General features: G+C 68.5%; 27 protein-coding genes. 19 read left to right on the forward strand and 8 right to left on the reverse strand.

Going from position 1 to position 26,134, the window contains the following annotated elements; translation table 11 throughout:
• Positions 1 to 10 precede the first annotated feature (10 nt).
• The 8 genes from DMC61_RS35010 (at position 11) to DMC61_RS35045 (ending at position 7,983) form a co-directional block, all read left to right on the forward strand.
• Positions 11 to 448: a DUF2304 domain-containing protein gene (locus tag DMC61_RS35010; RefSeq protein ID WP_016337936.1), complete on the forward strand. Its 438-nt coding sequence runs from the start codon at positions 11 to 13 to the stop codon at positions 446 to 448.
• Positions 445 to 984 (forward strand): uridine kinase, encoded by a 540-nt coding sequence (locus DMC61_RS35015; RefSeq protein WP_125694791.1) that lies wholly within the window; start codon positions 445 to 447, stop codon positions 982 to 984. Before DMC61_RS35010 ends, DMC61_RS35015 begins: the two co-directional genes overlap by 4 nt.
• Positions 985 to 1,495: 511 nt before the next feature.
• Positions 1,496 to 3,037 (forward strand): ABC transporter substrate-binding protein, encoded by a 1,542-nt coding sequence (locus DMC61_RS35020; RefSeq protein ID WP_125694793.1) that lies wholly within the window; start codon positions 1,496 to 1,498, stop codon positions 3,035 to 3,037.
• 86 nt (positions 3,038 to 3,123) lie between these two features.
• Positions 3,124 to 4,125, forward strand: a complete 1,002-nt coding sequence (locus DMC61_RS35025) for an ABC transporter permease (protein ID WP_016337933.1) — start codon at positions 3,124 to 3,126, stop codon at positions 4,123 to 4,125.
• Positions 4,122 to 5,057, forward strand: a complete 936-nt coding sequence (locus tag DMC61_RS35030) for an ABC transporter permease (RefSeq protein WP_125694795.1) — start codon at positions 4,122 to 4,124, stop codon at positions 5,055 to 5,057. Before DMC61_RS35025 ends, DMC61_RS35030 begins: the two co-directional genes overlap by 4 nt.
• A 6-nt stretch (positions 5,058 to 5,063) precedes the next feature.
• A complete protein-coding gene (locus tag DMC61_RS35035; protein WP_125694797.1) occupies positions 5,064 to 6,059 on the forward strand; it encodes an ABC transporter ATP-binding protein in 996 nt (331 codons plus the stop codon).
• Positions 6,056 to 7,174, forward strand: a complete 1,119-nt coding sequence (locus DMC61_RS35040; protein WP_016337930.1) for an ABC transporter ATP-binding protein — start codon at positions 6,056 to 6,058, stop codon at positions 7,172 to 7,174. Before DMC61_RS35035 ends, DMC61_RS35040 begins: the two co-directional genes overlap by 4 nt.
• A 167-nt stretch (positions 7,175 to 7,341) precedes the next feature.
• Positions 7,342 to 7,983 (forward strand): SDR family oxidoreductase, encoded by a 642-nt coding sequence (locus DMC61_RS35045; protein ID WP_037334951.1) that lies wholly within the window; start codon positions 7,342 to 7,344, stop codon positions 7,981 to 7,983.
• Here the strand turns inward: DMC61_RS35045 and DMC61_RS35050 are convergent.
• Positions 7,934 to 8,539, reverse strand: a complete 606-nt coding sequence (locus DMC61_RS35050) for a CGNR zinc finger domain-containing protein (RefSeq protein WP_125694799.1) — start codon at positions 8,537 to 8,539, stop codon at positions 7,934 to 7,936. The genes DMC61_RS35045 and DMC61_RS35050 overlap by 50 nt on opposite strands.
• Positions 8,540 to 8,625: 86 nt before the next feature.
• On the opposite strand from DMC61_RS35050, the gene DMC61_RS35055 reads away from it, so the two are divergent.
• Positions 8,626 to 9,324: an SDR family oxidoreductase gene (locus DMC61_RS35055; protein ID WP_125694801.1), complete on the forward strand. Its 699-nt coding sequence runs from the start codon at positions 8,626 to 8,628 to the stop codon at positions 9,322 to 9,324.
• Positions 9,325 to 9,507: 183 nt separating this feature from the next.
• Positions 9,508 to 10,242, forward strand: coding sequence for a 23S ribosomal RNA methyltransferase Erm (gene erm, locus DMC61_RS35060; protein WP_125694803.1), 735 nt, complete (start codon positions 9,508 to 9,510; stop codon positions 10,240 to 10,242).
• Here the strand turns inward: erm and DMC61_RS35065 are convergent.
• Positions 10,145 to 11,068: an EamA family transporter gene (locus DMC61_RS35065; RefSeq protein ID WP_016337926.1), complete on the reverse strand. Its 924-nt coding sequence runs from the start codon at positions 11,066 to 11,068 to the stop codon at positions 10,145 to 10,147. The two genes, erm and DMC61_RS35065, sit on opposite strands and share 98 nt — an antisense overlap.
• Before the next feature lie 87 nt (positions 11,069 to 11,155).
• On the opposite strand from DMC61_RS35065, the gene DMC61_RS35070 reads away from it, so the two are divergent.
• A complete protein-coding gene (locus DMC61_RS35070; protein WP_125694805.1) occupies positions 11,156 to 12,094 on the forward strand; it encodes a LysR family transcriptional regulator in 939 nt (312 codons plus the stop codon).
• Here DMC61_RS35070 and DMC61_RS35075 read toward each other — a convergent pair.
• Entirely contained in the window at positions 12,051 to 12,656 is a 606-nt protein-coding gene (locus tag DMC61_RS35075; protein WP_370456441.1) for a TetR/AcrR family transcriptional regulator, read from the reverse strand. The two genes, DMC61_RS35070 and DMC61_RS35075, sit on opposite strands and share 44 nt — an antisense overlap.
• A 58-nt stretch (positions 12,657 to 12,714) precedes the next feature.
• On the opposite strand from DMC61_RS35075, the gene DMC61_RS35080 reads away from it, so the two are divergent.
• Positions 12,715 to 13,341, forward strand: coding sequence for a peroxiredoxin-like family protein (locus DMC61_RS35080; RefSeq protein ID WP_125694807.1), 627 nt, complete (start codon positions 12,715 to 12,717; stop codon positions 13,339 to 13,341).
• A 68-nt stretch (positions 13,342 to 13,409) separates the two neighbouring features.
• Here DMC61_RS35080 and leuA read toward each other — a convergent pair whose 3' ends face one another.
• The gene (gene leuA / locus DMC61_RS35085) at positions 13,410 to 15,167 is read right to left on the reverse strand and encodes a 2-isopropylmalate synthase (protein WP_037334969.1); all 1,758 of its coding nucleotides are present in this window, start codon (positions 15,165 to 15,167) and stop codon (positions 13,410 to 13,412) included.
• Positions 15,168 to 15,411: 244 nt separating this feature from the next.
• Here leuA and DMC61_RS35090 point away from each other — a divergent pair, with 244 nt between their 5' ends.
• Genes DMC61_RS35090 through DMC61_RS35100 form a run of 3 tightly spaced genes read left to right on the forward strand, consistent with a single transcriptional unit; the run spans position 15,412 to position 18,248 of the window.
• Positions 15,412 to 15,777 carry a hypothetical protein gene (locus DMC61_RS35090; protein WP_016337921.1) on the forward strand — a complete coding sequence of 122 codons (366 nt, stop codon included), beginning with the start codon at positions 15,412 to 15,414 and terminating at the stop codon, positions 15,775 to 15,777.
• Positions 15,778 to 15,801: 24 nt separating this feature from the next.
• The gene (locus DMC61_RS35095; RefSeq protein WP_125694809.1) at positions 15,802 to 16,407 is read left to right on the forward strand and encodes a chemotaxis protein CheB; all 606 of its coding nucleotides are present in this window, start codon (positions 15,802 to 15,804) and stop codon (positions 16,405 to 16,407) included.
• Positions 16,404 to 18,248 (forward strand): CheR family methyltransferase, encoded by a 1,845-nt coding sequence (locus DMC61_RS35100; protein ID WP_125694811.1) that lies wholly within the window; start codon positions 16,404 to 16,406, stop codon positions 18,246 to 18,248. The genes DMC61_RS35095 and DMC61_RS35100 overlap by 4 nt, the downstream gene beginning before the upstream one ends.
• Here the strand turns inward: DMC61_RS35100 and DMC61_RS35105 are convergent.
• On the reverse strand, positions 18,181 to 18,972 hold the full coding sequence (locus DMC61_RS35105) for an ANTAR domain-containing protein (RefSeq protein WP_125694813.1): 792 nt from the start codon (positions 18,970 to 18,972) through the stop codon (positions 18,181 to 18,183). The two genes, DMC61_RS35100 and DMC61_RS35105, sit on opposite strands and share 68 nt — an antisense overlap.
• Positions 18,973 to 19,091: 119 nt before the next feature.
• Between DMC61_RS35105 and DMC61_RS35110 the strand changes: the two genes are divergently transcribed.
• Complete coding sequence (locus DMC61_RS35110; RefSeq protein WP_125694815.1) at positions 19,092 to 19,973, forward strand: ANTAR domain-containing protein; 882 nt, start codon at positions 19,092 to 19,094, stop codon at positions 19,971 to 19,973.
• On the opposite strand, the gene DMC61_RS35115 is transcribed toward DMC61_RS35110, so the two are convergent.
• Both DMC61_RS35115 and DMC61_RS35120 read right to left on the reverse strand, forming a co-directional pair.
• Positions 19,966 to 20,559, reverse strand: coding sequence for a hypothetical protein (locus DMC61_RS35115; RefSeq protein WP_233595056.1), 594 nt, complete (start codon positions 20,557 to 20,559; stop codon positions 19,966 to 19,968). The genes DMC61_RS35110 and DMC61_RS35115 overlap by 8 nt on opposite strands.
• Before the next feature lie 9 nt (positions 20,560 to 20,568).
• Complete coding sequence (locus DMC61_RS35120) at positions 20,569 to 21,408, reverse strand: helix-turn-helix transcriptional regulator (RefSeq protein WP_125694817.1); 840 nt, start codon at positions 21,406 to 21,408, stop codon at positions 20,569 to 20,571.
• Between the two features lie 103 nt (positions 21,409 to 21,511).
• Here DMC61_RS35120 and DMC61_RS35125 point away from each other — a divergent pair, with 103 nt between their 5' ends.
• On the forward strand, positions 21,512 to 22,972 hold the full coding sequence (locus DMC61_RS35125) for an MFS transporter (protein WP_125694819.1): 1,461 nt from the start codon (positions 21,512 to 21,514) through the stop codon (positions 22,970 to 22,972).
• Here DMC61_RS35125 and DMC61_RS35130 read toward each other — a convergent pair.
• Positions 22,933 to 23,529, reverse strand: a complete 597-nt coding sequence (locus DMC61_RS35130) for a nitroreductase family protein (RefSeq protein WP_125694821.1) — start codon at positions 23,527 to 23,529, stop codon at positions 22,933 to 22,935. The two genes, DMC61_RS35125 and DMC61_RS35130, sit on opposite strands and share 40 nt — an antisense overlap.
• 227 nt (positions 23,530 to 23,756) lie before the next feature.
• Here DMC61_RS35130 and DMC61_RS35135 point away from each other — a divergent pair, with 227 nt between their 5' ends.
• Together DMC61_RS35135 and DMC61_RS35140 are read left to right on the forward strand one after the other, a co-directional pair.
• Positions 23,757 to 25,022: an aspartate kinase gene (locus tag DMC61_RS35135; RefSeq protein ID WP_016337913.1), complete on the forward strand. Its 1,266-nt coding sequence runs from the start codon at positions 23,757 to 23,759 to the stop codon at positions 25,020 to 25,022.
• A complete protein-coding gene (locus DMC61_RS35140) occupies positions 25,022 to 26,062 on the forward strand; it encodes an aspartate-semialdehyde dehydrogenase (RefSeq protein WP_125694823.1) in 1,041 nt (346 codons plus the stop codon). Before DMC61_RS35135 ends, DMC61_RS35140 begins: the two co-directional genes overlap by 1 nt.
• Positions 26,063 to 26,134: the final 72 nt, after the last annotated feature.

Raw genomic sequence — 26,134 nt, forward strand, 5'->3', positions numbered from 1 at the left:
GGAGCTGATTATGGCTGGCTGGCGCATTCTCAGCATCGTCGTCGCCTGTCTGGTGCTGTTCGTCGTCCTCGAGATGATGCGGCGGCGGAAACTGCGGGAAAAGTACGCGGGTGTTTGGCTCGTCCTCGCCGTCGGCGTGGTCGTGCTCGCCCTGGTTCCGCAGGCCGCCGACTTCATGGCGCGGATAACCGGCGTGCAGACGCCGTCGAACTTCGTCTTCCTCTTGGCCGGTGTCGTGCTGGCACTGGTCGCGTTGCATCTGTCGACCGAGGTCGGGCACCTCGAAGAAGAGGTCCGGACCTCCGTCGAGGAGATCGCGCTGCTCCGCTGCGAACTCGCCGACGCCCAGCGTGACCTGGAAGAACGCGTCGCCGCGCTCGAAGCGCGGACGGCCACGCCCGACAACGTCAAAGGGCTCCCCGAAGTGAGCCCCGCGCGCGCACGCTGATCGACGCCCTTTTCGCGGCCCCGCCGAGGCTGGGCGCCGTCCGCGTGCTCGCCGTCGACGGCCCTTCCGGCTCCGGGAAGTCCACGCTGGCCGGGAAGATCGTGGCCGGACTGGCCGGCCGGGGCGTCCGGGTCGCGCTGGTGAGCACCGACGAGTTCGCCACCTGGGACGAACCCGTTTCGTGGTGGCCGCGGCTGGAGTCCGGCGTCTTGGAGCCGCTGCGCGCGGGCAGGCCCGGCCGCTACCGGCGAGTGGACTGGTCCAGTGGCGTCCCGCTGCCGGGTGAAGAGGTCGAGATCCCGGTGCCCGAGGTCCTGGTGCTGGAAGGCGTTTCCAGTGGCCGCGCGCGGATGCGGCCGTCGTTGTCCCTGCTCACGTGGCTCGACGGCGGCAGCGAAGCCGAACGTCTCGACCGCGCCGCCGCGCGCGACGGCGAGGGATCCAGGACGGAACTGCGGCGCTGGCAACTGTTCGAGCGCGGGTGGTTCGCCGTCGACGGGACCCGTGCCGCGGCCGATCGCGTGTTCCGCCCCTGATCACGCGAGTTCCGCCTTCAATCACGCGAGATCCGGCTTCGATCACGCGAGATCCGGCTTACCACTCACGAGACGGGACCCAATGTCCTGCCGATGTCCTGTTTCCTCCGGCACCCATTGGTTGTAGTGGTGGACACCCATTTGAGTCAGTGACCCGGCACTCTGCGCGTTAGTGGTCCGGAATTGATTACACTCCGTCCGGAATTGCGGACACTTTGCGGTCGTATTGGCCGTCGTGTAGCGCGATCGTAACCTCGCGTGCTTAAGTGCGGGCTGAGTTCCCGCTAGTGTCGGCGGGCACACCGATCGTCCGCCGAGTTCGAGTTACCGACCGACCGGACGGTGCCTAAACACCGAAAATCTCCTCAAGGGGTGCCAGATGCAGCAACTGCGGGTGACCCGAGCACGCCGTGTGGCCCTGATCGGGCTTGCCGGCGCACTCGCGGTCTCCATTTCCGCCTGTGCCGAATCGAAGCGTGAAGAAGGCGCAGGGGGTGGCTCGGGAGGCACCATGGTCTTCGGCGCCGCCGGTAACCCGAAGACGTTCGACCCGCTCTTCAACGACGACGGTGAGACCTTCCGCATCATCCGCCAGATGATGGACACGCTGATCATGAACAAGCCGGGCACCGCGGACCTCGAGCCCGGCCTGGCGGAGAAGTGGGAAGGCAGCAACGAAGGCAAGACCTGGACCTTCACCCTGAAGAAGGGCGTGAAGTTCCACGACGGCACCCCGTTCAACGCCGAAGCGGTCTGCTTCAACTTCAACCGCATGTTCAACATGAAGGGCGCCGCCGCCCAGAGCCAGATGATCTACTACGGCGACGTCTTCGAGGGCTTCGCCAAGAACGAGGGTGACGCCTCCGGCGCCCCGGTGTTCAAGGACTGCCAGGCCAAGGACGAGTCGACCGCCGTCCTGAACCTGAACAAGGCGAAGGGCGCCTTCCCGGCGGCCTTCACGCTGCCGTCGTTCTCGATGCAGAGCCCGGACGCGCTGAAGAAGTACAACGCCGACGCCGTCACCCAGAGCGGTGACTCGTTCTCCTACCCGGAGTACGCGCTGAAGCACCCGACCGGCACCGGCCCGTTCAAGTTCGAGAGCTGGGACCAGGCCAAGGGTGAGATCACGCTGGTCAAGGCCACCGACTCGCCGACCCAGACGGCCAAGCTCGACAAGCTGGTCTTCAAGGTCATCCCGGACGAGAACGCCCGCAAGCAGGCGCTCAAGGCCGGCGACATCCAGGGCTACGACTACCCGTCGCCCGCGGACTACGGCCTGCTGCGCAACGACGGCGAGCAGGTGCTCATCCGCCCGTCGTTCAACATCCTGTACCTGGGCATCAACCAGAAGAACAACCCGAAGCTGAAGGACCTCAAGGTCCGCCAGGCGCTGGCCTACGGTCTCAACCGCGACCAGTTCGTGAAGTCGAAGCTCCCCGAGGGCGCCGAGACCGCGAGCCAGTTCGTGCCGAAGGCGATCGACGGCTACAACGAGAACGTCACCAAGTACGACTACAACCTTCAGAAGGCGAAAGACCTGCTGAAGGAAGCCGGCGCCGAGGGCATGACCCTGAAGTTCTACTACCCGACCGAGGTCACCCGGCCGTACATGCCGAACCCGGCGGACATCTTCACCTCGCTGTCCGAGGACATGAAGGCCATGGGCATCAAGGTCGAGCCGATCGCCAAGCCGTGGAACGGTGGCTACAAGGACGACGTCCAGAAGGCGGGCAAGCACGACGTGCACCTGCTCGGCTGGACCGGTGACTACAACGACGCCGGTAACTTCGTCGGCACCTTCTTCGGCCGCGAGAAGCCGGAGTTCGGCTTCAACAACGCGGAGCTGTTCTCGGCCATCTCCGCCGCGGACGCCGCGCCCGCCGGCGAGGCGCACACCAAGGCGTACCAGGACGTGAACCAGAAGATCATGGAATACCTGCCCGCCATCCCGATCTCCTACGGCCCCCCGGCGATCGTCGTCGGCCCGAAGGTGAAGGGTCTGGTGGCCAGCCCGCTGACCGACGAGCGCTTCTACACCGTCACGGTCAACTGATCCACCACCACTAGTGGCTCAGGGGGTGGGTGCTACCGCGCCCACCCCCTGAAGTCCATTCCCGGGCTGGCAACAAAGGAACGCACGTGCTCCGTTTTCTCGTGCGTCGGCTGCTACAAGCGATACCGACGCTCTTGATCCTGTCCATTTTGATCTTCGCCTGGCTCCGGTCCCTGCCCGGTGGCCCCGCCGGCGCCCTCCTGGGTGACAAGGCGACCCCGGAGAAGATCGCCGACCTGAACAAGCTTCTCGGCCTCGACGATCCGATCTTCGTCCAGTACTTCAAGTTCCTCGGCCGGGCGATCACCGGCGACTTCGGCAACTCGCTGGTCTCCGCCCAGCCGGTCATGTCCGAGATCGGGAACTTCCTCCCCGCCACGATCGAGCTCGGCTTCTGCGCGATGCTCATCGCGGTGGGTCTCGGCATCCCGTTCGGTTACCTGTCCGCGCGGTTCCGCGGCGGGGTCGTCGACAACGTCATCATCGTGCTCAGCCTGGTCGGCGTCGCGGTGCCGGTGTTCTTCCTCGGCTACATGATGCAGGACCTGCTGGCCGCCCCGCTGGGACTTCCCTCGCAGGGCCGTCAGATGGCCGGTCTCGACGCCACCACCGTCACCGGTTTCGCGGTCTTCGACGGCATCATCACCCAGGAATGGGACGCCGCCTGGGACGCGCTCACCCACCTGATCCTCCCGGCGTTCGCGCTGGCCACGATCCCGCTCGCGGTGATCGTCCGGATCACCCGCGCCTCGGTGCTGGACGTGCTGAACGAGGACTTCATCCGCACGGCCAACTCGAAGGGCCTGACCCAGCCGATCGTCCGGCGCCGTCACGTGCTCCGCAACGGGCTCCTGCCGGTGGTCACCGTCATCGGCCTGCAGACCGGCGCGCTGCTCGGTGGCGCCGTGCTGACCGAGCGGGTGTTCAACTTCCGCGGCCTTGGCTTCCTGCTCGCCGAGGGCATCGAACGGCGTGACTACCCGCGTCTGCAAGCGCTGCTGCTGTTCGGCGCGCTGGTCTACGTGCTGGTGAACATGCTGGTCGACATCTCGTACGGGCTCATCGACCCGAGGGTGCGTGTCCGATGAACACCTTGCTGAACAAGAAGAAGGAGCCGATCGACCGGCTCGCGGCCTCGTCGGCGAAGGGGCACAGCCTCGGTGGCGAGGCGCTGCGCCGGATGATGCGGAGCCCGGTGGCCATCACCGGCGCCGTGATCACCGGACTGTTCCTGCTGGTGGCGATCTTCGCGCCGCTGCTGGCGCCGAAGGACCCCTACGAGCGGTATCTGCAGGGCCAGGTCATCCTCGGGCAGGGCATCATCCCCGGCGCCCAGCCCGGTTTCCCGCTCGGTGTCGACGACTTCGGCCGTGACTACCTTTCGCGGCTGCTCGTCGGCGCGCAGAACACCCTGCTGGTCGGCGTGCTCGCCACGATCATCGGTGTCGTGGTCGGCATGATCATCGGCGGTCTCGCCGGTGCCTTCGGCGGCTGGGTCGACACCGTGCTGATGCGTCTCGTCGACGTCATGCTGTCGGTGCCGTCGCTGCTGCTGGCGATCTCGGTCGCCGCGCTGTTCCAGAAGCCGAGCCAGTGGACGGTCATCGTCGCGGTCTCGATGGTCAGCGTGCCGATCTTCGCGCGGCTGCTGCGCGGTTCGATGCTCGCGCAGAGAAGCAGCGACCACGTGCTCGCGGCGACGTCGCTCGGCGTCAAACGCGGGGCGATCGTGTTGCGGCACATGCTGCCGAACTCGCTCGGCCCGGTCATCGTGCAGGCCACGCTGACCCTGGCCACCGCGATCCTCGAAGCGGCGGCGCTGTCGTTCCTCGGTCTCGGCGACCCGGACCCGAACCGGGCGGAATGGGGCATCATGCTGAGCCGCAGCGCTCGGCAGTTCCTCGACATCCGTCCCGAGCTGGCGTACTACCCGGCCATCGCGATCATCATCGTCGCGCTCGGGTTCACGCTGCTCGGCGAGTCCCTGCGGGAAGCCCTCGATCCGAAGAACAGGCGGTGATCTTTCATGGCTCTCCTTGAAGTACGCGACCTCAAGGTCGTTTTCTCCCGGCGCGGCGAGAAGCCGTTCACCGCGGTGGACGAGGTCAGTTTCGACGTCGAACCCGGCCAGACGGTCGGTCTCGTCGGTGAGTCCGGTTGCGGCAAGTCCGTGACCTCGCTGGCGATCATGCGGCTGCTCGCGAAACGCGGCAACCAGGTCACCGGTTCGGTGTCGTTCGAAGGCACGGATCTGCTTCGCTTGTCGGACAAGGAAATGCGGGACCGCCGGGGTCGCGACCTCGGCATGGTGTTCCAGGACCCGCTGTCCTCGCTGAACCCGGTCATCCCGATCGGCCTGCAGATCACCGAGGTGCTGGAGCGGCACCGCGGGATGGCGCGCAAGGCGGCGTCGGTGGAGGCGGCGGAACTGCTGGACAAGGTCGGCATCCCCGACCCGACCCGGCGGCTTTCCGAGTACCCGCACCAGCTTTCCGGCGGGATGCGGCAGCGCGCGCTGATCGCGATCGCGCTGGCGTGCCGTCCGCGGCTGCTCATCGCCGACGAGCCGACCACCGCGCTCGACGTGACGATCCAGGCGCAGATCCTCGCGCTGCTGCGGGAACTGGTGCAGGACACCGGGACCGCGCTGATCATGATCACGCACGACCTCGGTGTGGTCGCCGGTCTCTGCGACCAGGTCAACGTGCTCTACGGCGGCAAGATCGTCGAGCGCGCGGAGCGGCACGCGTTGTTCGCCGAGCCGCGGCATCCCTACACGCACGGCCTGCTCGCCTCGATCCCGCGTCTCGACGCGGGCCGCGGCGAGAAACTGATCCCCATCAAGGGATCCGTCGCCGACAACATCCCGTGGGACGGCGGCTGCGCCTTCGCGCCCCGCTGCCCGAACGCTCTCGGCGTGTGCCGGGAGGTTTCACCGCAGCTGACCCCCGATCACGGTGGGCTGCTGCGCTGCCACAACCCGGTGATCCCGGCCGTGGCCGCACGAGGAGGGGCCCGATGACCCACACGGTACCGCCGCAGGACGTGCTGCTGGAGGTCGAAGACCTCAAGGTGCACTTCCCGATCAAACGCGGCATCGTGGTCGACCGGACGGTCGGGCACGTGTTCGCCGTCGACGGCGTCGATCTGGCCATCCGCCGGGGTGAGACCTACGGCCTGGTCGGGGAATCCGGCTGCGGCAAGTCCACTTTGGGCAGGGCGATCCTCCGGCTGACCGAGCTGACCGACGGCAAGGTCGTCTTCGACGGCACCGACGTCGCCGGGCTCAAGGGCGAGGAACTGCGCAAGGCCCGCCGCCGGATGCAGATGGTGTTCCAGGACCCGATGTCCTCTTTGGACCCTCGGCAGTCGGTGGAATCCATTCTGACCGAAGGGATGAAGGCGCACGGCCTCGACAAGGACAAGGAGGCGACGGCCAAGCGGCTGCGCGAACTCCTCGCCGCCGTCGGGCTTCCCGAGTCCGCGCTGCGCAAGTACCCGCACGAGTTCTCGGGCGGTCAGCGTCAGCGCATCGGCATCGCGCGGGCGCTGGCGGTCGAGCCGGACCTGATCGTCGCCGACGAGCCGGTGTCCGCGCTGGACGTCTCGGTGCAGGCGCAGGTGGTCAACCTCCTGGAGGATCTGCAGGAGAAGCTCGGGCTGACGTACCTGGTGATCGCGCACGACCTCGCGGTGGTGCGGCACATCTCCGACCGTATCGGCGTGATGTACCTCGGCTCGCTGGTCGAAGAGGCCGACGCGGACACGCTGTACGAGAACCCGCTGCACCCGTACACGCGGGCGCTGCTCTCGGCGATCCCCGTGCCGGACCCGACGGTGGAGGACAGCCGCGAGCAGATCCTGCTCGCCGGTGACCTGCCCTCGCCGGCTCGGCCGCCGTCCGGCTGCCGGTTCCACACGCGGTGCCCGTGGCGGCAGCAGAGCCTGTGCGACACCGACCGCCCGCAGCTGCGGGAGCTCGGCACCGGGCACCGGGTCGCGTGCCACTACGCGGAGGACATCCGCGACGGGCGGATCCAACCGCACGAGGTCAAGGCGGAACTCGTCGAGGCCGGGGAGCTGAACCCCGACGTCGGCGGGCTGCCGGACGTCGGCTCGGCGGCGGAGATCCTCTAGCCCCGAACGCGCGTGAAGGCCCCCTTCCCTCGGCTCAGCCGAGGGAAGGGGGCCTTCACGCGCTACGACCGCATTCAGAGGACTAAATGCGTGGCCGAGGGCGCGACGCCCGACCGCATTTAGAGGACTAAATGCGGGGAGGGTGGCCTTCGGGCAGACTCTCTGTCATGCGGGTCACAGTGCTGGGTGCGTCGGGGCGGACGGGGATCCACGTGGTCCGGCTCCTGCGGGGGCGGGGCCATCAGGTGCGGGCGGGCCTGCGCAGCCGCCGCCGCGCCGAGCAGGTCGCCGGGCTCGGCGCCGAGACCGTGGTCGCCGACGTCACCGCCGACGCGGACGACCTCGTCGAGGCGCTCGCCGGTTCCGAAGTGGTGATCAGCGCGATCGGCGCGCCCGATCCGGATCAGGCCTCGGTCGACCTGGTCGACCGTGACGGCGTGATCACCGCGATCCGCGCGGCGGAGAAGGCGGGGGTCGCGCGGTTCGTGCAGCTTTCCGCGCAGTTCGCGGACTCGCCGGATCAGGGTGACCGCCTGGTGCGGTCGATCCTGATGGCCAAGCAGATCTCCGACAGCGTCCTGCGCCGTTCGAGCCTGAACTGGACGATCGTCCGGCCCGGCACGCTCACCGACGACCAGCCCACCGGCCACGTCAAGATCGCCGGCCACCTCGAACCGGGCCGCGTCTCCCGCGCGGACGTCGCCGCCGTCCTGGTCGCCACGCTGGAAGAGCCGCTCGCCGAGAATCAGGGTTTCGACGTCATCGGCGGGGAGATCCCGATTCCGTCGGCACTGGCGTCGCTGGGCTGAGCGCCTTCTTCCGTTCTCGCGCGGCCCGCAGGTTCGCGACGTTCCCGCAGGTGCGCACGTCGTGCCAGACGCCGCTGTTGTTGCGCGAGACGTCGTAGAAGGCCGAACGGCAGCCGTCGAGCCGGCACAGTTTCAGCCGCGACCAGATCCCGGCCTGCTGCGCGAGCAGCGTCTCCGTCCACAGCGCCGAAGCGAGCCACTGCCGTCCGGTGCCGGACGGGAACAGCCGGACGACGCCGTCGCGCAGGGCCAGATCCGCCCTGACCGGTTTGCCAAGGTCCGTGTCGTCGCCGTCCACGAGCGAAACGAACGACGCGCGAAGGTCGCGAAGCGCGCGAAGATCGCCCGGACCCAGCGAGATCTCGGGAGTCTCCGAGTCCCGGGCTCGCGACCATTCCGCCAGCGCCTCGGCGGCCCAAGGCCGCGCCAGATCGGCGTCGCTCAGCAGGTCGAGGCCGTACGTCTTGATCGCCTTGGTGTTGAGGAAGTCCTGAACGAGCGCCAGCCCCGAGGGGGCGGTGCGTAACCGGTACCGGTCCGTCGCGGTCCATGACATAGGTCAAGCGTACTTGACTCTGTCGAGCCGCGTCGCCATGCTGACGACAGAGGCAAAAGCCAAACACTTCTGTCAAGGAGCAAGTCATGACCTCCATCGAAGGCGCCGTCGTCCTGGTCACCGGCGGGCAGCGCGGGCTCGGCAAGGCGTTCGTCGCCGAACTGCTCGACCGCGGCGCCGCCAAGGTCTACGCGACGGCCAGGTCGCCGCGTGCGGAGACCGACCCGCGGATCGTCCCGCTCCCGCTCGACGTCACCGACCCGGCATCCGTCCGCGCGCTGGCGGAGAAGGCGAGCGACGCCACGATCGTCTTCAACAACGCCGGTGTCCTCGGGCTCGGCTCGCTGTTGAGCGACGGCGTCGACGTGCACCGTCCGGTCTTCGAGACGAACGTCTTCGGCGCGCTGCGCGTCGCGCAAGCGTTTGCGCCGCAGCTCAAGGACGGTGGAGCGCTGGTCAACGTGCATTCGGTCCTGTCGTGGGCGGCGGGCTCGGGGTCCTACGGCGCGTCGAAGGCGGCCTTCTGGTCGCTCACCAATTCGCTCCGCATCGAGTTCGCCGAGCAGGGCACGCAGGTGGTCGGGGTGCACCTCGGCTACACCGACACCGACATGACCCAGGGTCTCGACATCCCCAAGAACGACCCTCGCGACGTCGCCCGCCAGGTCGTCGACGGTCTCGAAAAGGGCGAGACCGAGGTGCTCACCGACGAGCTCACCCGCCGGGTCAAGGCCGCGCTGTCCGGTCCGGTCGAGCACCTCGGCACCAGCCGGATCGGCGCGTAGAAAACCGTTGGCGGGAGGCCTCCGGTCCGAGGTAGCTTCGCCGCCATGTGTGCCCCCGCGTTCACCCGGATCCGCCGCGCCTAGCGGCGGATTCCCGGCTTCCGGCAAGGAACCGCCGCCCGAGCGAGTCATCGCCGGGCGAGCCTCGTGCTGCCCGGCTCACCTCGAAGCCGCGGAGATCCCTTGCGCACACAACATCCTGGCCGTCATGAACTCGGCCAGAACTTCCTCATCGACCGGAACGTCATCGAAACCGTCGTGAAGCTCGTCGACGGCACGGACGGACCGATCATCGAATTCGGTACGGGCGACGGCGCGCTGACCTTGCCGCTCGAACGGCTCGGCAGGCCGTTGACCGGCGTCGAGATCGACGGACGCCGCGCCGCCCGGCTGGCGGGCCGCGTCCAGCCGTCGACGAAGATCGTCACCGCGGACTTCCTGCGGCATCCGTTGCCGAAGGCGCCCCACGTGCTGGTCGGCAACCTGCCGTTCCACCTGACCACCGCGACGCTGCGGCACGTCCTCGCCGCTCCCGGCTGGACGGACGCCGTCCTGCTCATGCAGTGGGAGGTGGCGCGCCGCCGGGCCGGGGTCGGCGGCGCGACCATGATGACCGCGCAGTGGTGGCCGTGGTTCGACTTCCGGCTGACCGGCCGGGTGCCCGCGGCGGCGTTCCGCCCGAGGCCCGGTGTCGACGGCGGTCTGCTCACCATGACCCGGCGTGAGCGGCCGCTCGTCGACGACGCGGATCGCCGGCGCTACCAGGACTTCGTGCGGCAGGTGTTCACGAGGCCCGGCCGGGACGTCGTGCCCAAACGGCTCACCGCACGCCAGTGGGCTGAGGCGTTTCGGCTTCGGCGAGGAAATCCGGCTCGCGCACGCGGCGCTTCGTCGAACCGAACAGGACGCCGCCGATGACGACGGCCGCGGCGAGGATCTCCACCAGTGACGGGCGTTCGTCGAGGACCAGGAACGCCATCGACAGCCCGACCACCGGCACCAGCAGGGAGAACGGCGCGACCACGCCCGCCGGGTTGCGGCGCATCAGCGAGGTCCAGATGCCGGAGCCGACGATCGTGCCGAACAACACGACGTAGGCGAGACCGCCGAGCCCGATCAGCCCGGTGGTCGTGCCGAGCGTGCTCAGCGAGTGCCCGATCTCGGCGGGACCCTCCATGACCAGCGACAGCGCGAACATCGGCAGCGGCGGCACCACGGACATCCAGAGGACGAAATTCAGCGGGTTGTCCGGTGCCGCCTGCCGGGTGCTCAGGTTGCCGAACGCCCAGCTCAGCGCGCCGAGCAGGGTCAGGATCACCGGCAGCAGGGCGGCGTTCCCGGCCTGCTGCCAGGCGATCGTCGCCATCCCGGCGACGGCGAGCAGGATGCCGGTGAGCTGCCGTCCGGACACGCGTTCGCGCAGGAAGACGGCGCCGAGCAGGACGGTGAACGGGGCCGACGCCTGCAGCACCAGCGACGCGAGACCGGTCGGCATACCGGTGTCCATCGCGATGAAGAGGAACACGAACTGCCCGGTGCCGAAGCCCAGCCCGTAGCCGAGCAGGTGGCGGATCTTCACCTTCGGCCACGGGACGAACAGGATCGTCGGGATCGCGATGACCGCGAAGCGCAGCCCGCCGGCGAAAACGGGCGGGAACTGGCCGAGGGTGGCGTGGATGGCGAGGAAGTTGCAGCCCCAGAGGACGGCGACGAACAGGGCGAGCAGACGATCGCGGGCGGGCATGTCTTCACTCTTACGTGGAGCGACCCTTTAGGACCAGCGAGAATATTTGCAGCGATCGTTCAGTTCGGCTTCACATATGCTGGCGGTATGGACATCGGCCGGTTGCGGACCCTGCGGGAATTCGCCGATCGCGGCAGCGTGACGGCGGCCGCGAAGGCGTTGCACTGCACGCCGTCCGCGGTTTCCCAGCAACTGCGCGCCCTGCAGGGTGACGTGGGTCTCGCGCTCACGGAACCGGCCGGACGCGGCCTTCGGCTGACCGACGCGGGCCGCGCGCTGGTCGCCCGCGCGGACGACGTGCTCGCCGCCCTGGAGCGCGCGGAGTCCGAATTGGACACTTATCGCAGCGCACCGCGCGGCCGGGTCCGGGTGGCGATCTTCCAGTCGGCCGGGCTGATGCTGCTGCCGGGACTGCTGCACCGGACGGCGGAATTCGACGGCCTGGACGTCATCGTGCGCGACGTCGACATGACCCCGCCGGAGGTCCCCGGGCTCGTCGCGGATTACGACATCGTGGTGGCGCACCGGGACGAGCACGCGCCGTCGCTCGGCTCGGACCGGCTGGAGACCCGGCATCTGCTGCGGGAACCGCTCGATGTCGCGCTCCCCGCCGGGCATCGGCTCGCGAAGCGCCGCCGCATCGAGCTGGCCGAACTGGCCGACGAACGCTGGATCAGCGTCAACGCCGGCTTCCCGGTGGACGACATCCTCCAGTCGCTGATCATCCGCACCGGGGTGCGGCCGCAGGTGGTCCAGCGCATCAACGATTTCCGCATCACCGAACGGCTCGTCGCCGCCGGGCACGGGATCGCGCTGCTGCCCCGGTACACAATGGACACCCGGCGCGGCAGCGGTCTCGTCTGCCGTCCACTCGCCGGGATCAAGGCGGCCCGGCATGTGGAGGCGGTCTACCGGCTCGGCGCGTCTTCTCGGCCCGCGGTGGCGAAGGTGCTCGACGCGCTCGCCGGCGAGGTCGGCGCGCTCACCGGCGAGCGTGACTCTTCAGGTGGTCCAAGGCGATCTTGAGCGCGTCGGCGATCGGCGTGATGTCGTGGCGCAGGTGGGCCATCAGCAGGCCGCCCTGCACGCAGGTCAGCGCGGCCTGCGCGAGCCTCGCCGGGTCGGCGCCCTCGACGAGTTTTCCCTGTTCCCGCAACGATTCCAGGCCGCGCTGGAGATGTGATTCCCATTCGCGGTAGGCCTTGTCCAGCAGCGGCGCCATCTTGGGGTCGTCCCCGAGTTCGCCGGTGAGGTTGCCCAGCGGGCAGGCGATGGGCCCCTTGGGCGTGGTCTGGATGGCCAGGATCTCCCGGGCCCACTGGTCGAAGTCGGCCCAGTCGTGCAGTTCGAAGATGGTCGGCTGGTTGCCGAGGATGTTTTCGAGGAAGCGGGTGATGACCGCCTCGACGAGCTGATCCTTGTTCTTGAAGTAGTGGTACATCTGCGATTTCCCGGCCCCGCTCGCCGCGAGCACCTTGTCGACGCTCGTCCCGGCGACGCCGTTGACGTACATCAGCTCCGCCGCCGCGTCGACGATCGCGTCCCTCGTCATCCGCCCCTGCGGGGTCTTCGCCGGTTGACCACTCATGTACCGAATAGTACAGTCGGCTTCACTGTACCGATCAGTACAACCAAAGGAGCCGACCATGGGGGATCTCAACACCGACCTCGCCGAGCTGCGGGAATCCGTCGCGAGCCACGTTCCGGCGGAGGTCGCCGAGGTGCTCAAGGCCGACCGCGCGACGTTCGTCGGGGTGGTCGCCGAGGCGGCCGCGAAGCCGGGCACGCCGATGCCGGATCTCGCGCTGCCGGACGCCGGCGGCGATCGGGTGCGGGTCGCGGACGGGCCCGCGGTCGTGGTGTTCTATCGCGGCGCGTGGTGTCCGTACTGCAACCTGGCACTGCGCACGTATCAGCAGGAGCTGTTGCCGGAGCTGGAGAAGCTGGGCGTGAAGCTGGTCGCGGTCAGCCCGCAGCTGCCGGACGGCTCGCTGTCCACGAAGGAGCTGGAGTTCGCCGTGCTGTCCGATGTGGACAACGAGCTCGGGCGTGCGCTCGGCATCACGTTCCGGCTGGCCCCGGAGACGAAACCGGCTTTCGACACGCTCATCGGCGACGTCGAGAAGATCAACGGGGTGGCGGAATGGGAGCTGCCGTATCCGACCGTCCTGGTCGTGGACGGCGAAGGCGTCATCCGGTACATCGACGTGCACCCGGACTACACCACGCGCACCGATCCGGCCGACGTCCTGGCCGCCGTGAAGGCCCTGTAGAAGCGCGTGAAGGCCCCCTTCCCTCGGCTGAGCCGAGGGAAGGGGGCCTTCACGCGCAAAGCGGGAAACTACCGGTTAGCCCGGTTCACTGCCGACACGACGGCCCGCAGCGAAGCGGTCACGATCGACGGGTCGATCCCGATGCCCCAGTACACCCGGTCGGAGATCGCGCACTCGATGTACGACGCCGCCCGCGCGTCGTCGCCCGGCGAGAGCGTGTGCTCGCTGTAGTCCAGCAGCCGCAGGTCGAACCCGACGGTCGACAGCGCGTCGAAGAACGCCGCGATCGGGCCGTTCCCGCGGCCGGTGACCTCGTGCTCGTCGCCCTCGACCCGCACGGTCGCGGTGATGTCGTACTCGCCGTCCCCGTTGTCCCGGACGTGCTGGCGCACCAGCTCCAGCGGCGTCTTCAGCTCCAGGTACTCGGCCGAGAACGCGTTCCACATCGTGGCCGGGTCGACCTCGCCGCCCTCGGTGTCGGTGTGGCGCTGGACGACCTTCGAGAACTCGATCTGCAGGCGCCGCGGCAGGTCGAGCTGGTGCTCGGCCTTCATGATGTAGGCGACGCCGCCCTTGCCGGACTGCGAGTTCACCCGGATCACGGCCTCGTAGTTGCGGCCGATGTCCTTCGGGTCGATCGGCAGGTACGGGACCTCCCACGGGTGCTCGTCGACCGGCGTCCCGACCTTGTCGGCGGCGGCCTTCAGCGCGTCGAGGCCCTTGTTGATCGCGTCCTGGTGGCTGCCGGAGAACGCGGTGAACACCAGGTCGCCCGCCCACGGGCTGCGTTCGTGCACCGGCAGCTGGTTGCAGTATTCGACCGTCCGCTTGATCTCGTCCATGTCGGAGAAGTCGATCTGCGGGTCGACGCCCTGGCTGTACAGGTTCATCCCCAGCGCGACCAGGTCGACGTTGCCGGTGCGCTCGCCGTTGCCGAACAGGCAGCCTTCGATCCGGTCCGCGCCGGCCTGGAAGCCCAGCTCGGCGGCGGCGATACCGGTGCCGCGGTCGTTGTGCGGGTGCAGCGACAGGATCACCGAGTCGCGGCGGTCCAGGTTGCGGTGCATCCACTCGATCGAGTCGGCGTAGACGTTCGGCGACGCCATCTCGACGGTGGCGGGCAGGTTCAGGATCACCGGCTTCTCCGGCGTCGGCTGCCAGATCTCGGTGATGGTGTTGCAGACCTCGAGCGCGTACGACAGCTCGGTGCCGGTGTAGGACTCCGGCGAGTACTGGAAGCGGAAGTCGGTGTCCGGCTGCTTCGCCGCGTAGTCGACGACCAGCTCAGCGGCCTGCGAAGCGATCTTCGTGATGCCGATGCGCTCTTCGCGGAACACGACGCGACGCTGCAGGATCGAGGTCGAGTTGTAGATGTGGACGATCGCGCGCGGCGCGCCTTCGAGCGCCTTGAAGGTGCGCTCGATCAGCTCCGGGCGGCACTGGGTCAGCACCTGGATGCTGACGTCGTCCGGGATGGCGCCCTCGTCGATGATCTCGCGGACGAAGTCGAAGTCCGTCTGCGACGCCGCCGGGAAGCCGACCTCGATCTCCTTGTAGCCCATGCGGACCAGCAGGTCGAAGAACTTGCGCTTGCGCGCCGGCGACATCGGGTCGATCAGGGCCTGGTTGCCGTCACGCAGGTCGACGGCGCACCACAGCGGCGCGCGCTCGATGCGCTTGTCCGGCCAGGTGCGGTCGGGCAGCGAGATGTCCTCGACCAGGTCGTACCAGGGGCGATAGCGGTGTACGGGCATCGAAGTGCCGCGCTGGGTGTTCCACGAAGCCTGCTCGGAAGGCGCAGGACGGGTGGGCTTGCGAATGCTCATGAGGGGACGGTTCTCCTGAAGAATCGGGTGCGACGACCGGCACCACGAAGCCCCGCGACGGGGAGCCGGTCCGATCAGGCCCCGTCGCGGCAGCGAAGCAGGAGAGCTCGAGCCACGACGCCACCTTAACCGCGCGATCTCCCGAAAGGAAACCCGGGCCGCGATCGAACCGTGACCACAGTGGCGCCCATTCGGGTTACTCGCGGGTAGCAATCGGACCAGGCGACGTGCCACACTGCCCGGCATGGGCGAGCACGCTGAAGAGAAGGAAACCGCTGATCAGGCGACCCGGCGCAAGGTCGACTGGCGAGCGGGCGGCAGCCGCGCGGCCGGGATACTGGCGAGCGTGGTCCGCTGGGTGGGCTTGATCTTCGCGGCCATCCTCGTGCTGCACGTCGTCTTCGTGATCGGCGAGGCGAACCCCGACAACGGCATCGTGTCGTTCGTCCGCGGCTGGGCCGACGGGCTCCTGCTCGGCTTCAAGGACCTCTTCATGCCCGAAGACGCCAAGCTCCGCGTGCTGATCAACTACGGCATCGCCGCGATCTTCTGGATGGTCGTCACCGGGATCCTCGCCAAGATCATCCGCCGCGTGGGCGGTTCCGCCTGACCCTGCGAGCACTACGCTCGGAAGATGTCCGGCATCAGCCGCTTCCGGGCGGTGCCTTACGAGATCGTCGCGATCGGGGCTTCGGCGGGCGGGGTCAAGGCGCTCCTCACGGTGCTCAAGGCCTTGCCCGCCGACCTCCCGGTGCCCGTGGTCATCGTCCAGCACCTCGATCCCCATCACGACACGGTGCTCGCCGAGCTTCTCGACCGGCGGTCCCGGTTGCGGGTCAAGCTGGCCGAGGACGGTGAGGTGGCCGTGGCCGGTGCCGCCTATGTCGCCCCGCCGGACCGGCATCTCCTGGTCTGCCCGGGCGGCGAACTCCGGCTGTCGGAGCGGGAGAAGGTGAGGTTCGTCCGGCCGTCGGCCGATCTGCTCTTCGAATCCGTCGCGGTCGCCTGCGGTGCCGCGGCGCTGGTCTGCGTGCTCACCGGCACCGGTTCCGACGGCTCGGCGGGCGCGAGGGCGGTCGCGTCCCGTGGCGGTACCGTGGTCGCCGAAGATCCGGACACCGCGGAATTCAAGGGCATGCCAAAGGCCGTGGTGAACGCGGTGGCGGTCGACCTGAAGTTGCCGCTGGAAGGGATCGCGGCCGGGCTGGTGGCCCTGATCGAAGGAACGAGATCGCTGTGACCGCGTATGACGCCGGCGCCGATGACGAGCGTGAGCTGGAATCCCTGCTGGCGTTCATCAAGGATTCCCGCGGCTTCGATTTCACCGGGTACAAACGCACGTCGCTCGGGCGCCGGATCCGCAAGCGGATGCAGACCGTGGGCTTCGAAAAGTACTCGGATTACCGGGATTTCCTGGAAAGCAACGCCGACGAGTTCCAAGAACTCTTCAACACCATTCTGATCAACGTCACCGGTTTCTTCCGTGACCCGGCGGCGTGGGACTACCTGCGGACGGCGGTCGTCCCCGGGTTGATCGCGAAGGCCGATTCCGATCAGGACATCCGGATCTGGAGCGCCGGGTGTTCGAGCGGCGAGGAGGCCTACACCCTCGCGATCATCTTCGCCGAACACCTCGGTATCGAAGCCTGCACGAAACGGGTCAAGATCTACGGCACCGATGTCGACGAGGAGGCCCTGCGCGAGGCCAGGGCCGGGGTGTACTCCCTCAAGGCGCTGGAAAAACTCCCCGAAGAGGTGAAAGCGAAGTACTTCGAACCGAACGGCGCCCTGTTCGCCTTCCGCCGGGACCTGCGCCGCCGGGTGATCTTCGGCAGGCACGACATCACCCGCGACGCCCCGATCTCACGCGTCGATCTGCTCGTCTGCCGCAACACCCTGATGTATTTCAACGTCGAAGCGCAGACGAAGATCATCGAGCGGTTCCATTTCGCGCTCAACGAAGGCGGTCACCTCTTCCTCGGCAAGGCCGAGATGCTGCTCGCCGACGGATCCCGGTTCGAGGTCACCGACATGCGCAACCGGGTGTTCCGGATCCAGGCCGGGGTGGGGGCGGTGAAGCCGGCGCGACTCGACGTCTTGCCCGCTTCCGAGGCGGGAAGGATCAATCGGCGTCAGGTGGTGGAACTGGCTTTGGCGTCTTCGCCCGATTCGGTGCTGGTCATCGATCGTGACGGCACGGTCGCCTTGATCAACGGCGCGGCGAGGCTGCAGTTCGGGCTGTCCCCGGACAAGGTGGGCACGCCGTTCGGGGAACTGGAGATCTCGGCCAGGCCGATCGAACTCGGGTCCTTGGTCGACCGGGCACACGGCGAGCGCCGGAGCGTCCGGGTCAACGCCGTGCGGTGGGACAAGAACGACGGCGAGACAAGGTATTTCGACGTCATCGTCAAGCCGTTGCTCACCAGTGAAGGCGAGGATCTCGGCGTCGCGATCACCCTCATCGACACCACCGAGGCCACCCGGCTCCAGCAGGAGGTCAAACGGGTGCAAGAGGACCTCGCCACGGCCTACGCGGAACTCCAGTCGACCAACGCGGAGCTGGAGACCGTGAACGAAGAACTCCAGTCGAGCATCGAGGAACTCGAGACGACGAACGAGGAACTCCAGTCCACCAACGAAGAACTGGAGACCACCAACGAGGAACTCCAGTCGGGCAACGAAGAACTCGAAACGATGAACGAGGAGCTGCGGATCCGCACCGCCGAACTGGACGAGGCACGCACCTTCCTCGAAGGGGTGCTGTCCAGTGTCGCCGCCGGCGTGGTCGTGCTCGACAGCGATCTCCTGGTGCGCAGCTGGAACCGCGGCGCCGAGGATCTGTGGGGGATGCGCGCCGACGAGGTCTACCGGACGGACTTCTTCACGCTCGACTTCGGCCTGCCGACGGACGGCCTCCGCGACATGGTCGAGATCTGCAACGAGACCGGCCACCGCGCACTCCCGGTGGAGACCGACGCGGTGGACCGGAAAGGCAGGCCCTTCGCCGCCTCCGTCAGCTGTTCGCCGCTGGGTGGGCCGGGAAGTGGCGTCGTGCTGTTGATGGAGAAGCGGCGGGAGTGAGGTCGTCGCCCTGGGGGAGCAGGTCGGCGACGGTCAGCCGGCGGCTCATCAGCCGTTCGGAGAGGTCGCCGATCCGCATGTTGTGACCGCGGGCGTAGCGCCGCAGCACCCGGAAAGCGCCCTCCGGGCTGACTTCCAGCCGGGCCGACAGCAAACCCTTGGCCTGCTCGATGATCACCCGGCTCGACAGGGCCCCCTGCAGTTGCCGCGAGGTCGTGGTCAGCCCGGCGATCGTCCGGTGGTTGAGCATGGCGATCGTCGCGACGTCGGCGAGCGCGTTCGCGATGCTCAGCTCGGCAGGCGGCAGCGGCGCCGTCTCCGTGGTCAGGATCGTCACCGCGCCGAGCGTGTCTTCGCGGCGGCTGAACGGGAACGCGTGCACCGACCGGTAGCCGAGGGAAAGCGCGGCGGGAGCGAAGCCGCTCCATCGCGACGTCGCTTCGTCGAGGAGCACGTTGACGACAGGCTCCCCGCTCGCCTCACTCTCGGCACCGGGCCCTTCTTCGGCGAAGAGGTCGCCGAGTGGTGGCGTTTCGAGCCGTTGGTCGGTGTCCACCACGACGGGGCGATCGCCGGAGGCGGTCAGGTGCACCGACGACGAAGCGATCAGCTGGGTGTACCGATCCGCCACGCAGAGCCAGTAATTCGCCGGATCCAGCGCGGGGACGAGAGTGTCCGCCAGCTCCACCAACGTGTCGGCGACCCATTTTTCGCGATTCCGCATCAAAAATCGGCCTTCCTCGGGGGCAGCCAACGCTAGTCCTCTTGATGCGGTCACGAAAGCCGCCCCACTCAGCCATCCGGGTCACATCCGCGGGGCGGCCGCGAGCGTACGCTCGCTTCATGTGGGACGGCACCGGTGGCCGGTACGACCAGTCGGCCCTGCGCGAACTGGTCGAGGCCGAACGAGGGCGTGCGGATCGCGCCGCGGGGGTGGCCCTACGTCACGAAATCCTCATGGAAACGGCCGTTGAAACCATGCGACCGTTCCATCGGCGGATGGCGCGGCTCCATCGCGCCACCGAAGGCAGGCACCGGGCGGCGGCCGAGCTGCACGCGGGCTACGTCGCCGCGGTGAACGACTGGGCCGCCGGGCGCGCGGACGTCCCGCCGGCGTTCCTGGCCGCGGTGGCCGAGAAGGCCGGGATCCGCAGCCTCGCGGTGACCTTGTTCGGCAGCCCGGGAAACGCGGCGGTCGTCGTATCGGATCCCGTCGCCGCCAGGGCGAACGACCTGGAGTGCGTCTTCGGCGAAGGGCCCTCCCTGGCGACGTCCGGCGAGCCGGGCGTTTGCGGAGAGGGAGAACTGTCGAGCCGGTGGCCCCGCTTCGGGCCCGCCGCGAGGGAACTCGGGGTCCGGGCGGTGGTGTCGGCCCGGCTGGGACTGCGGGAAGCGCCGCTGGGCACCCTCACCGCGTATCGGCCCGAACCCGAACCGGACGCCGGGATCGCCCGTTCGACGGAGCTGGTGGCCGAAGCGCTCACCGCCACGGCGCTGCACCCGGACACCCGGCTCGACGCCGAAGACGGGCTCCCCGTCCATCCGTTGTTCGGTGACCTGGACCTCGAAGCCGTGCTGCACCAGGCGACGGGCGTGGTCATGAGCACCCACGACTGCACCGCCCCGGACGCGCTGGCCCTCATCCGCGCGCACGCCTACACCCGGGACGAAAGCGTCATCGACGTCGCCAGGACGATCGTGGACCGGACGTCGACGCTCAGCTGACCCCGAGCCTTTCGTACGCGTCGACGGCGGCTTTCGGGTCGTCCGCCTGGAATTTCACGACACGGACGGTCTCGGTCGCGCCGAGCGGCCGGGTCACGGTGATCGGCTCACGCAGCTCCGCGACCAGATTGGTCTCGTAGAAATTGTCGTACCTGAGCCAGGTTTCGTCGCGAAAGGCCTTCGCCTTGGCGGGATCGTGGCTCTCCTTCGCCTGCCGCAGGGAGGCGATGTTCTCTCTCGGGATCCGTACGTCGTAGAACGAGCTGTAGCGCACTCGCACCTCGCGCGAGGAGATCACGTGCGGCCGGACGACGGTGCCGGCGTAGACCCCGAACACCAGCAGCGCCGAGTACACGCCGAGGACGAGCAACAGGACGTCCACGACGAGGCCGAAGTCGATCAGCCAGAAAAGCCCGGCTTCGAAGGCGCTCACCACGGCCAGGACGATGAAGATCGGCTTGCCGCCCGAGCCGTACGGCACCGGCACGGCGTCCCCGTCGATTCCGTCCTTGCGGCGGGTCAGATACAGCCAGAGCCCGGCCATCGTCCGTGACTCGTTGCGGAGAATCCTGCGGAATGCCCCCATAACCCCAGGTTAGCGATCGAACCCGGTGAGGATCTTCACCGCGTCGGCGGATCCCGGGTCCTTCGGGGTGTAGATCTCCAGCCGGTGGTCGGGGCTGTCGGGCTGGAGCCACACCTGGTAGTCGACGCTCACCGCACCGACCGTGGGGTGCCGAAGATGCATGGCGCCGACGGTGCAGTCGGCGACGTCGCCGGTCGCCCAGAGTGTCGCGAACTCGTCGCTGCGCATGGTCAGCTCGCCGATGAGCGCCGCCAGCCGGGCGTCGGTGGGGTAGCGACCGGCGGTCAGCCGCAGATAGGCGACGTGGATCGGGGCGAGTTCGGCCCGGTTCCGGTGCAGCTCACGGGTGAGCGGGTCGAGGAAGAACATCCGGGGCAGCGACGGCCGCCGTTCCGGATCCTCCGGGGCGTCGAAGTCGAGGTGTTCGGCCATGAGCGAGTGCCCGCCGTGGTTCCACGCGAGCACGTCGCCGCGACGGCCGAAGACGAGCGCGGGCACGGTCTCGCCGAGGTTCTCCAGCAGCGCGAGCACCCGGGGATGCGGTTCTTCCGGGCCCGGGTCGGACATCTTCGGGAGCGAGGACCGCCGGGCGAGGTTGTGCAGGTGCGCGGTTTCGACGTCGTCGAGCCGCAGCGCGCGGGCGAGCGCGTCGAGCACCTGCTGTGAAGCGGTCTCGGCCAGCCCTTGTTCCAGCCGCGTGTAGTACCCGGCGCTCACCCCGGCGAGCTGGGCGAGCTCCTCGCGGCGCAGCCCGGGCACGCGGCGCGAGGTGCCGTACGTGCGCAGGCCGATCTCGGCGGGAGTCACCCGGTCACGACGGCTTTTGAGATACACGCCGAGGCTTTCCATGACTCCGAGCCTAGGTACTTCGCCCGCCGCGTGGGTGTACCCGCGAGGTGTACCCATGGCACGGGGATGGTTGCCGTCCCGAAACCGGTACAGCGTCGAGGGCATGACACGACAGCACACCAGGGCCTGGTTCGGCCTGCTGGTGATCCTCTGCCCGGTGTTCCTGGTCTCGATGGACGGCTCGATCCTGTTCCTCGCGATGCCCAGGATCAGCCAGGCGCTTACGCCCACGGCCGATCAGGCACTGTGGATCCTGGACGTCTACGGTTTCGCGGTCGGCTCGCTGCTGATCGCGTTCGGCGCGATCGGCGACCGGTACGGACGGCTGAAGCTGCTGATGATCGGCGCCGCGGTGTTCGGCCTCGGCTCGGCGGGCGCGGCCTTCGCCCCGAACCCGGAAACGCTCGTCGCCTTCCGCGCGCTGATGGGGCTGGCGGGCGCGACCCTGCTGCCGTCCGCGCTCGCCGTGCTCAGCGAACTCTTCCCCGACCCACGGCGGCGGGCACGCGCCATCGGGATCTTCGCGGCCGCGTTCGCCGCGGGTTTCGCGATCGGCCCGGTCGTCGGCGGGGTCCTGCTGGAGCGGTTCCCGTGGGGCTCGGTCTTCCTGGTCAACCTGCCGGTGATCGTGGTGTTCCTCGCGCTCGCGCCGGTGCTGTTGCGCGAGGTGCGAGCCACCGGGACGGGCCGCGTCGACGTGCCGAGCGTGGCGCTCTCCGCCATCGGTCTCCTGCTCGCGATCTACGGGATCAAGCACGCGGCCGCCGACGGCCTGTCCGTCTTGTCGGTCGCCGCCGGGATCGCCGGCGCCGCGCTGCTGACGTGGTTCGTCCGGCGGCAGCGCGGTCTGGAGCACCCCCTGATCGAGTTCTCCCTGTTCCGCGACCGTGTTTTCACCATCGCGATCGTCACCGGGCTGGTGCCGCTGGCCGCGTGGTCGGCGGCCGCGTACCTCTCGGGGATCCACCTGCAGTCCGTGCTCGGCCTGCCGGTCCTGCACGCGGCGCTGCTGGCGCTGCCCGGCGCGGCCGTCCTCACGATCATGTGCGTCGTCACGCCCGCACTGGTCGACCGCGTCGGCAAGCGAACGGCGCTGGTCGCCTGCCATTTCTCCATCGCCGCCGGGCTGGCGCTGCTGCTCATGACCGGGGTCACGGGCGGGGCGGGCTGGTACGTCGCGTCGACGGTGGTCGCCGGGATCGGCTACGGCATCTCGTTCAGCGTGGTGGCCGACACGGCGGTCGCCGCGGTGCCGGCCGAGCGGGCGGGAGCCGCGGGCGCGATCGCCGAGACCAGCAACGAGATCGGCAACGCGCTGGGGATCGCGCTCATGGGCTCACTCGCCGCGCTGGTGTTCCGCCTGACGGGACCGGATCTCGCGCCCACCCTGGGGGAAACCCTCGCTATCGCGCCCGCGACCGCTCTTGACGCGAAGGAGGCCTTCGTCGCCGGCCTGCACACCGCCGTCGCGGTGCTCAGCCTGCTGCACGTCGGGCTAGGGGTGCTCGCTCTGCGATGGCTCCCTCACTCGGAGAAGGCGCTCGTGCCCCAGGCGTCGGCGTAGGCGAATTCGGCCAGGGGGACCCGCTCGCGCGGCGCCTTCTCGCGCTCGATCCGCCAGTCCTCTTCGAGCACCGACGGGTCCGCGGCGTGGCCGACCGCGATGGCGACCTTGGGGACGACGTCGTCAGGGAGACCGAAGAAGTCCTTCGCCGCTTCGGCGGAGAAGCCCGCCATCTGGTGCGCGATGAGGCCGAGGTCGACGGCCTGGAGCACGAGATTTTCGCTGGCCAGGCCCAGCCCGTACTCGGCGTACGGGATGTCGCCCTTCTCGTTAGTGGTCACCATCACGCCGATCAGCAGCAGGCCGGCGCGCTGCGCCCACGCGCGGTTGCCCGAGTTGAGCGTCGAGAGGATGCGGTCGAACGACGGCGTGCCCCGCAGGCCGACCAGGTAGCGGGCGGGCTGGGTGTTGCCGAACGACGGCGCCCAGCGGGCCGCTTCGAGCAGCGCGCGGAGCTGGTCTTCGGTGACGATCGCTGACTCGTCGTAAGCGCGCGGGCTCCACCTGGCGGCCATGATCGGCGCGATCGGGGCACTCGTTCGGGCGGGTTTGTGCATTGGCGGACCTTAACAAGGGGTGCTCTCCGTCACTAAAGTGAAAGCCCTCCGACTATTTCGTTGGTGTTAAGGAAGATTTACTTCGGGAAGTCCTCTATGTGGTGGTCAGGACCACTTACGAGGGTGGCGGGCGTGCGCGACCCCGGTAGGCTTTCGCCCAAATAAGGGACGCGGGGGCTCCTCGGTGCCCACGAGGAGCACGCCCGGCCCGTCGAGGAGGTTCGGGCGTGGCCCTCGTGGTCCAGAAGTACGGCGGTTCGTCGCTGGAAAGTGCCGACCGGATCAAACGCGTCGCGGAACGCATCGTCGCCACCAAGAAGGCGGGCAACGACGTGGTCGTCGTCTGCTCCGCCATGGGCGACACCACCGACGAGCTGCTCGACCTGGCTCAGCAGGTCAACCCGGCTCCGCCGGAGCGTGAGATGGACATGCTGCTCACCGCGGGTGAGCGCATCTCCAACTCGCTGGTGGCGATGGCGATTTCGGCGCACGGCGCGGAGGCCTGGTCGTTCACCGGCTCGCAGGCGGGCGTGGTGACGACGTCGGTGCACGGCAACGCGCGGATCATCGACGTCAGCCCCAGCCGCGTGACGGAGGCCCTCGACCAGGGCTACATCGCGCTGGTGGCCGGTTTCCAGGGCGTGTCGCAGGACACCAAGGACATCACCACCCTCGGCCGCGGCGGCTCGGACACCACCGCCGTCGCGCTGGCCGCGGCGCTGAACGCCGACGTCTGCGAGATCTATTCCGATGTGGACGGTGTGTACACCGCCGATCCCCGGGTCGTGTCCGACGCCCGCAAGCTCGACACCATCGCCTACGAGGAGATGCTGGAGCTCGCCGCGAGCGGATCGAAGATCCTGCACCTGCGCTCGGTGGAGTACGCGCGCCGCTACGGCGTCCCGATCCGAGTCCGTTCTTCCTACAGTGACAAGCCGGGCACCACGGTGACCGGTTCTATCGAGGAGATCCCCGTGGAACAAGCGTTGATCACCGGTGTGGCGCACGACCGCTCCGAAGCCAAGATCACGGTGACCGGCGTACCCGACACCACCGGTGCCGCCGCCCGGATCTTCCGCGTGATCGCCGACAACGAGATCGACATCGACATGGTGCTGCAGAACGTGTCCAGCACCGTCTCCGGCCGCACCGACATCACCTTCACGCTGTCGAAGGCCAACGGGGCCAAGGCCGTGCAGTCGCTGGAGAAGATCAAGGACGAGATCGGCTTCGAGTCGGTCCTCTACGACGATCACGTCGGCAAGGTGTCGCTGGTCGGCGCGGGGATGCGTTCGCACCCCGGTGTCACGGCGACGTTCTGCGAGGCGCTCGCGCAGGCGGGGGTCAACATCGAAATCATCAACACCTCGGAGATCCGGATCTCGGTGCTCATCCGGGACGCGCAGCTCGACGACGCGGTGCGCGCGATCCACGAGGCGTTCGAACTCGGCGGCGACGAAGAAGCCGTCGTCTACGCGGGGAGTGGTCGCTGATGTCGGAAGGTTTGCGGGTAGGCGTGGTCGGGGCGACCGGCCAGGTCGGCGGCGTCATGCGCCGTCTGCTGGCCGAGCGGGGTTTCCCGGTCGCCGAAATGCGGTACTTCGCTTCGGCGCGGTCCGCCGGTTCGAAGCTTCCTTGGCGTGACGGGGAAATCGTCATCGAGGACGCGACGACCGCGGATCCGTCCGGTTTGGACATCGCGCTGTTCTCCGCCGGCGGCTCGACCTCCAAGGCCCAGGCGGAACGGTTCGCCGCCGCCGGCGCCACGGTGATCGACAACTCGTCGGCGTGGCGGATGGACCCGGACGTCCCGCTGATCGTCAGCGAGGTCAACCCGGAGGCGGTCAAGGAGGCGCGCAAGGGGATCATCGCGAACCCCAACTGCACCACCATGGCCGCGATGCCGGTGCTCAAGCCGCTGCACGCCGAAGCGGGCCTGGTGCGGCTGGTCGCCAGCACCTACCAGGCGGTGTCCGGCAGCGGGCTCGCCGGCGTCGAGGAGTTGGAAGGCCAGCTGGCCGCGGCCGCGGCGAACGCGGGCGCCCTCACCCACGACGGCGCGGCGGTGACCTTCCCCGAGCCGAAGAAGTACGCGCGGCCGATCGCGCACAACGTCCTCCCGCTGGCCGGGTCCATTGTGGACGATGGCGAGTTCGAGACGGACGAAGAGAAGAAGTTCCGCAACGAGAGCCGCAAGATCCTGAGCATCCCGGAGCTGCGGGTCTCGTGCACCTGTGTGCGGGTGCCGGTGTTCTCGGGGCACTCGATCTCGATCAACGCCGAGTTCGCGCAGCCGCTTTCCGTCGCCCGCGCGACCGAACTGCTGACCGGCGCGCCCGGCGTCGAGCTGTCGGACATCCCGACCCCGCTGCAGGCCGCGGGCCAGGACCCGTCGTACGTCGGGCGGCTGCGGACGGACCCGGGCGTCGAGGGCGGTCGCGGTCTGGTGCTGTTCCTGTCGAACGACAACCTGCGGAAGGGTGCGGCGCTCAACGCCGTGCAGATCGCGGAACTGGTCGCCGCGAACTCCTGACCCGTGCAATGAACGGTCCTTTCCTTGCGAAATTCGCAAGGAAAGGACCGTTCCTTGCATCCGCCCGGGCCC

This window comes from Amycolatopsis sp. WAC 04169 (assembly GCF_003947535.1).
Classification (GTDB): domain Bacteria; phylum Actinomycetota; class Actinomycetes; order Mycobacteriales; family Pseudonocardiaceae; genus Amycolatopsis; species Amycolatopsis keratiniphila.

Bases quoted from the DNA above. Each gene is read 5' to 3' on its own strand.
- DMC61_RS35010 (WP_016337936.1), top strand. From the start codon at position 11: ATGGCTGGCTGGCGCATTCTCAGCATCGTCGTCGCCTGTCTGGTGCTG.
- DMC61_RS35020 (WP_125694793.1), top strand. From the start codon at position 1,496: ATGGTCTTCGGCGCCGCCGGTAACCCGAAGACGTTCGACCCGCTCTTC.
- DMC61_RS35030 (WP_125694795.1), top strand. From the start codon at position 4,122: ATGAACACCTTGCTGAACAAGAAGAAGGAGCCGATCGACCGGCTCGCG.
- DMC61_RS35035 (WP_125694797.1), top strand. From the start codon at position 5,064: ATGGCTCTCCTTGAAGTACGCGACCTCAAGGTCGTTTTCTCCCGGCGC.
- DMC61_RS35040 (WP_016337930.1), top strand. From the start codon at position 6,056: ATGACCCACACGGTACCGCCGCAGGACGTGCTGCTGGAGGTCGAAGAC.
- DMC61_RS35045 (WP_037334951.1), top strand. From the start codon at position 7,342: ATGCGGGTCACAGTGCTGGGTGCGTCGGGGCGGACGGGGATCCACGTG.
- DMC61_RS35050 (WP_125694799.1), bottom strand. From the start codon at position 8,539: ATGTCATGGACCGCGACGGACCGGTACCGGTTACGCACCGCCCCCTCG.
- DMC61_RS35055 (WP_125694801.1), top strand. From the start codon at position 8,626: ATGACCTCCATCGAAGGCGCCGTCGTCCTGGTCACCGGCGGGCAGCGC.
- DMC61_RS35065 (WP_016337926.1), bottom strand. From the start codon at position 11,068: ATGCCCGCCCGCGATCGTCTGCTCGCCCTGTTCGTCGCCGTCCTCTGG.
- DMC61_RS35070 (WP_125694805.1), top strand. From the start codon at position 11,156: ATGGACATCGGCCGGTTGCGGACCCTGCGGGAATTCGCCGATCGCGGC.
- DMC61_RS35075 (WP_370456441.1), bottom strand. From the start codon at position 12,656: ATGAGTGGTCAACCGGCGAAGACCCCGCAGGGGCGGATGACGAGGGAC.
- DMC61_RS35080 (WP_125694807.1), top strand. From the start codon at position 12,715: ATGGGGGATCTCAACACCGACCTCGCCGAGCTGCGGGAATCCGTCGCG.
- leuA (WP_037334969.1), bottom strand. From the start codon at position 15,167: ATGAGCATTCGCAAGCCCACCCGTCCTGCGCCTTCCGAGCAGGCTTCG.
- DMC61_RS35090 (WP_016337921.1), top strand. From the start codon at position 15,412: ATGGGCGAGCACGCTGAAGAGAAGGAAACCGCTGATCAGGCGACCCGG.
- DMC61_RS35095 (WP_125694809.1), top strand. From the start codon at position 15,802: ATGTCCGGCATCAGCCGCTTCCGGGCGGTGCCTTACGAGATCGTCGCG.
- DMC61_RS35105 (WP_125694813.1), bottom strand. From the start codon at position 18,972: ATGCGGAATCGCGAAAAATGGGTCGCCGACACGTTGGTGGAGCTGGCG.
- DMC61_RS35110 (WP_125694815.1), top strand. From the start codon at position 19,092: ATGTGGGACGGCACCGGTGGCCGGTACGACCAGTCGGCCCTGCGCGAA.
- DMC61_RS35115 (WP_233595056.1), bottom strand. From the start codon at position 20,559: ATGGGGGCATTCCGCAGGATTCTCCGCAACGAGTCACGGACGATGGCC.
- DMC61_RS35120 (WP_125694817.1), bottom strand. From the start codon at position 21,408: ATGGAAAGCCTCGGCGTGTATCTCAAAAGCCGTCGTGACCGGGTGACT.
- DMC61_RS35125 (WP_125694819.1), top strand. From the start codon at position 21,512: ATGACACGACAGCACACCAGGGCCTGGTTCGGCCTGCTGGTGATCCTC.
- DMC61_RS35130 (WP_125694821.1), bottom strand. From the start codon at position 23,529: ATGCACAAACCCGCCCGAACGAGTGCCCCGATCGCGCCGATCATGGCC.
- DMC61_RS35140 (WP_125694823.1), top strand. From the start codon at position 25,022: ATGTCGGAAGGTTTGCGGGTAGGCGTGGTCGGGGCGACCGGCCAGGTC.